This is a genomic window from uncultured Clostridium sp. (assembly GCF_947036855.1).
Lineage (GTDB): Bacteria > Bacillota > Clostridia > Clostridiales > Clostridiaceae > Sarcina.
This window is the reverse complement of the sequence record NZ_CAMQRY010000173.1, coordinates 1-4179: the sequence shown is the minus strand read 5'-3', so window position 1 is coordinate 4179 and position 4179 is coordinate 1. Positions and strand designations below refer to the sequence as shown.

At 26.3% G+C, this 4179-nt stretch carries 2 protein-coding genes; both read left to right on the top strand.

What is annotated here, in order from left to right; genetic code table 11:
* Positions 1–3365: hypothetical protein (locus Q0V15_RS12185; RefSeq protein ID WP_297439398.1), on the top strand; the 3365-nt coding region annotated here is incomplete at its 5' end.
* Between the two features lie 145 nt (positions 3366–3510).
* Positions 3511–3873 carry a hypothetical protein gene (locus tag Q0V15_RS12180; protein ID WP_297439395.1) on the top strand — a complete coding sequence of 121 codons (363 nt, stop codon included), beginning with the start codon at positions 3511–3513 and terminating at the stop codon, positions 3871–3873.
* The last annotated feature ends 306 nt before the right edge of the window (positions 3874–4179 follow it).

Here is a 4179-nt window from a genome sequence, read left to right as displayed (position 1 = left end):
TTGAAAATAATGATGAATCAGAATTTGAAAATATAAAAGTAAAAAAAGAGTTAGAAGGTGAAGATAAAAAAATATCTTCTGAAAATTCTAAGAGTAGCGATTATATTCCAAGTTTTAAAGAAAGAGCTAAAGAAATTATAAATATTGATAGTAGCGAAGATGAAGAACATGAGACAATTACTACTGAAGAAGCTCAAATGGAAAATATTGAAATTATAAATCTTGAAGTAGTAGAGTTAGATAATAAAGAAGCAACTTTAGAAATTGTAGGGGATGCTAAAGAAGAATTAAATGATAAATTATTTAATGATTTTGATGAAGAAATTAAAGTTGAAGAAGAAATAAGTGAAGAGGCAGAGCCAACTTATGAAAGTACAAGCTTTATAAGATATGATGAGGAAGATATGCTTAGTAAAGAAAATAGTCTTGATGAAATTTTAGATCTTGAAAGTAGAGAGTTTAGACTTGAAACATTAAAAACACTATTTTACAATGGATGTCTTATATGTGTTGATAGATTTAAATCAAATATTTTTTCTATAAGAGGTAGAAGAAACTTCACTAAAGAAACTATTAGAAGTGCTTTTTATGATGGGTATGAAGAACTTATAAATTATACACATTCATTCCTAACTAAAGAGGGCATAAATGATGATAGTATTGATAAGGAAAAATTATTTGAAAGAATATTTGGACTTCAATGTTTTGAAACTTTATCAAAGCAAATAAATAAAGTTAATATAATGCTTGATAACTCAGTTTCAGAAGTGCAAATACTTAATAGTATAGAGAGAAGTATAGGTATTTATAAAGCTAATAGTGATAAGCCACATTTTAAGACTTACGCTGTTAGGTCTATAACAAGAGATATTAAAGAAATATTTGAAAATGCAAAAGTAGAATATAATTTAAGAGATAATATAGAACAAGGTATATTAAAATTAATACTTGAAGCGGTTGAATTTATCAATAAATGTGGACTTGCTAATTTTGATATTTATACAGAAGATCATGGAAGAACTATTAATAATCTATTAGAGTGTAAGGCAGAGGCAAAAGAAATTTTAGGTAAATATGAAGATGGAAAAGGAATAGTAACTTCTGAATATAGAGAATTATTAAAAAATTCTATAGTTGCATATCCATTCTTTGAGGATACTTATGTAGCACTTGCAAAAGTTTCTGAGTCTAACCTTGGTGAGTATAACCTACTTTTATCAGCATTTGAGCTTTTAAATAAATGTGGGGAAAATGCTACTAAGATAATGGAAGAACTTAAAATAGTAGAAGTTGGGCTTTACACTGATGAAGTTAAAAAGATACCTACAAATACTATTGAAGATGTTAAAGTTGAACTATGTAGAGAAAATATAGAAAATTACAATATAAAAGATAATGATATTATTTTTGAAACAGAGATAAACCATTTTGGTTATGTTGTAAGTGATATAGATGTTAACCTTGTAAGTGAAGAAGCTAGAATTGTTGTATTTAAGCATGAACTTTTACAAGTTAAGGCTGAAAATTATGATGAAGAGCTTAGAAAAGAAACTATAGAAATTAAAAAGAATAAATACTTTATAAGAAATTGGGAATGTCTAAAGGTTGAGTATGCAGTCTTTGGTAGATCATTTGAAGGTGAAGTATTTGGAGATTTAGACAAAACAGATAGAGTTAATATACTAGATTTTTGTATGAAGTCTATAAAAGAAATTTCAGGGTCAGGTCAAGAAAAAAGAACTCTATTATTAGAACTTCAAGAAAGAGATATTACTAATAAAAAGACATTTAGAGAAATAGAAAAAGAAATATTTGGATTTGTAATTCCACTTACTGATGAAGAAAATATAGAGTTTGATTTTATGGAGAAAATAAACTATATATATAATGATTGTGATGCTGAAATAAAAGCTCTTGATATAGAGATTAAGAATAAAAAATGGGACTTTAAAGTTCCAGGTTTCTATAAACTTGTTAGTGATATGCAAGTAGAGTATGAGCCAATTATAATGGTTTATGAAGAAGATGCTAAAAATGGTGAGGGAAAAGAAGGTTTTGTTGTAACAGATAGAGCTATATACTCAAGTTATGCAAAAAGATTCTTAAAATTCAGTGATATAGAATCACTTAAAGTTAAAAATTATTCTAAAGTTAAAAAAGGTGAGAGAGTATTTTATGATGGAATATTTGTAGATGTTGAGCATAAAGACTTTAAACTTTGTAATAACTATATGGGAAGTAAAGATTCATTTGCACAAATGCTTAATAAAATTCTAGATGCTTATAGAACTATTAACGGTTTTGAGCCACTTGATAGACTAGAAAATAAAGCTGAAGAGAATATGCTTCTTGGAATAGACAGTGAAAATATGCTATTTGGTAATAAAAAATTACAAGATAAGCTTAAAGTTAATCTTGAAGAAAATAAATATTATGAGCTTATGAGTGATATTTTAAATTATGATAACTTAACTTATGGTGAAATTCTTGTAGAACTTTCAAAGCTTATTAATAAAGATGTTTTTGATAAAGTTTACTTTAGTGAAATAACAGACGGTAGTGGAGAAAAAATTAGAGAAGCTTGTAGTTCATATGTTATGAGTATAAGTGAACTTGAAGAAATTTATCTTTTAGTTGATAATACTAAGAAGTTCCCATTACAGTTCCAAAAACTTGGTGTTGTTATATCAAGTAAAGGTATTTATTGTAAAAACAGACTTGAAGATGCTTGGATGCTTGATTTAAAATATGCAAGTAACATTAAAGCTAAAGAAGATAATAAAATACAGATTACAAATAGAATAATTGAGTTTACACATATAAAGAAAAAACAAGATTTATATGATTTAAGAGATTTAATTGAGTTTGTAATTGTTCTAAGACAAATAATGGACAACCCATTAGAAGAGATTGATGAAGAAATTGGAGATAAAGTAAATCCAAGAGATGCATTTACTTTAGACCTTGTTAACTCAGTTAAATCAGAAGAACTTAGAAAAATGTTATTTATTCATAGTGAGGGGGTTGCATCAGAAAAGAAATATGCAGCTGCAATATCAAGCTATGCTGATTTAGAAGATTCAGAAAACCCAGTAGTCCTTTTAGATACAACAGTATTTGGAGTTAAAGCTAGTGGTCTTTTAGTAACAAATAAAAAGATTTACTATAAAGAAGGTATGGCAAATAGTGGACTTAACATAAACTTACTTGCAATATCAAAAGTTTATATAAAGAATGAAAAATTCTATATAAATGGAATAGAGCTTAAACTTTCAGGACTTAAAATAAAAGAAAAAACTGAGCTTTGTGAAAAGCTTTCAGAACTTATTGATTATTTAAAAGGTACAGGTTTTAAAAGAGTATAATAGTAATTTTAAATATAGAGTGGTAGTTTGATAAAATTGCTGCTCTATATTTTTACCTAAAAAAAGTTTGATTTAAAACAAAAAAATGGTAAAATTATACATAGAGAAAACGGAAAATATATAAATATAGTATGGGAGGGTAATTTTGATTAGTTTTTTAATTATAGGTGTTTTGGTAGCTATTGCGGGTTCATTTATGTATGTAGGGGTTCTTATGCTTTTAGCTATAATTGTAAAAAGGGTATATCCATTAGATGAAATGAAAATTAATATTATTTTAGGGTATAAAAATGGAAAAGGTTTATATTACATTTTAACGGTATGTTATTTAGTTACAATGATTGTTATGGTACTACTAAGTTATATATCTTTTAAATTAGTAGGGAATGAAAGTCCTTTATTAGCATCTGTGGTAGTTATGTCTGTTTCTACAGTAACAGGAGTTATTAAGTTTCCAAAGATAAAGGCTATGATACAAGAAAGAGTTAAAAATGAATTTAAAAAGTAAATTTGAAAAGTTAGTGCATTTGTACTAGCTTTTTTTGTTGCTTATAATAATGTATAATTTACTTAGTTATTAAGATGAAAACATTTAACGAAAAAGATATTTTAATAGAGATGATAGGAAGCGTGATGAAATGTATATACAGACACAATTGGATTTAACTAATTTGGATAATATAAAAGATGATGTTATAGAGAAAAATGATATTTTTATAGATAATAAACTTATAACTAATACAGATGGAAGTAACTTTCTTTTAGAGCTTAAAGAAGCTTTTAAGGAGTGTAAGAGTTTTTATTTTAGTATAGC